The organism is Micromonospora sp. NPDC023869 (assembly GCF_055559695.1).
Window position 1 is genome coordinate 1 of record NZ_JBVHKD010000028.1, and the last position, 1,367, is coordinate 1,367.

Sequence of the window (1,367 nt, forward strand, 5' to 3'; positions counted from 1 at the left end):
TACTCCAACGTCACTTGGCTTCGGCGTTGGGCGTGGCGTGGGCATGAGGACGGCCACCGCGTTGATCATCGATGGTTTGTGAGGACAACCGAAGATCGCGCGATGGCCGTGGGCCACAGCTTAAACCCCGCCAGGTGGCGGGTCATCCTCGACGAGGCGGAGACGCGTGTCGCTGATCGGTTCGTGCGGGCGGAGCCGCGCCGGACGGCCGGGCAGTTCGTGGAAGGGCTGCTGTCGGGCGTGGAACGCAAGACCTGCTGGTCGCTTGCGGAGCGGGCGGGTCACGCCGATCCGCAGGCGATGCAGCGGCTGCTGCGTACGGCGGTGTGGGACGCCGACGCCGTCCGCGATGACGTGCGTTCCTGGCTGGTGGAGCAGTTCGGCCACCCCGACGCTGTCCTGGCCTGCGACGAGACCGGGTTCCTGAAGAAGGGCGTGTGCTCGGTCGGGGTGCAGCGGCAGTACACCGGCACCGCCGGTCGTGTCGAGAACAGCCAGGTCGGGGTGTTCCTGGCCTACATCACCCCGCACGGGCGGGCGCTGATCGACCGCCGGCTCTACCTACCCGAGACGACGTGGTGCGAGCGGCCTGAACGTCTGGCCGACGCCGGCGTGCCGGACGACGTCGGGTTCGCGACGAAGCCGGCACTGGCCCGGCAGATGATCGCCGACGCGTTGGACGCCGGCGTCCCCTTCAGGTGGGTGACCGGCGACGAGGTCTACGGCGCCGACCCCGGCCTACGCGCCGACCTCGAAGACCGTGGCGTCGGCTACGTCCTGGCGGTCGGTTGCGACCGGCGCGTGGCCGTCAACGATGGCCGCACCCTCATCCGCGTTGACGACCTCGCCGAGCGAATCCCCACCCGCCAGTGGCAGCAGCACAGCTGCGGGCCAGGGGCGAAAGGACCCCGCGACTACCTGTGGGCGTGGATCACCACCGCCACCAACCCCGGCGAGTATCGGTGGCTGCTCATCCGCCGCAGCCGCACCACCGGCGAGCTGGCCTTCTACCTCTGCTGGGCGCCTCGCCCGGCGCCGCTGCACACCCTCGTCACCGTCGCCGGCTCCCGCTGGAGCATCGAGGAACTGTTCCAGACCGGCAAAGGCCAGGTCGGCCTGGACCACTACCAGGTCCGCGGCTGGACCGGCTGGCACCGGTTCATCACCCTGGCCATGCTCGCCCTGGCCGTCCTGACCATCCTCGCCACCCAGCAGCCCGACCCCGAGCCGGAGATCATCACGTTGACCGTCGCCGAGATCCGCCGACTCCTCAACGCCTTCGTCCTCACCATGGCACTACCACCGGAGCACACCCTGCACTGGTCATACTGGCGGCGAACATCCCAAGCCCAAGCCCGACGATCCCA

The 1,367-nt window shown here is 69.7% G+C and carries 1 protein-coding gene; it reads left to right on the forward strand.

Translation table 11 applies throughout. The features are described from left to right. Positions 1-102: 102 nt before the first annotated feature. The coding region (locus tag ACZ31C_RS32220; protein WP_465798506.1) for an IS701 family transposase at positions 103-1,367 on the forward strand (1,265 nt) is incomplete at its 3' end.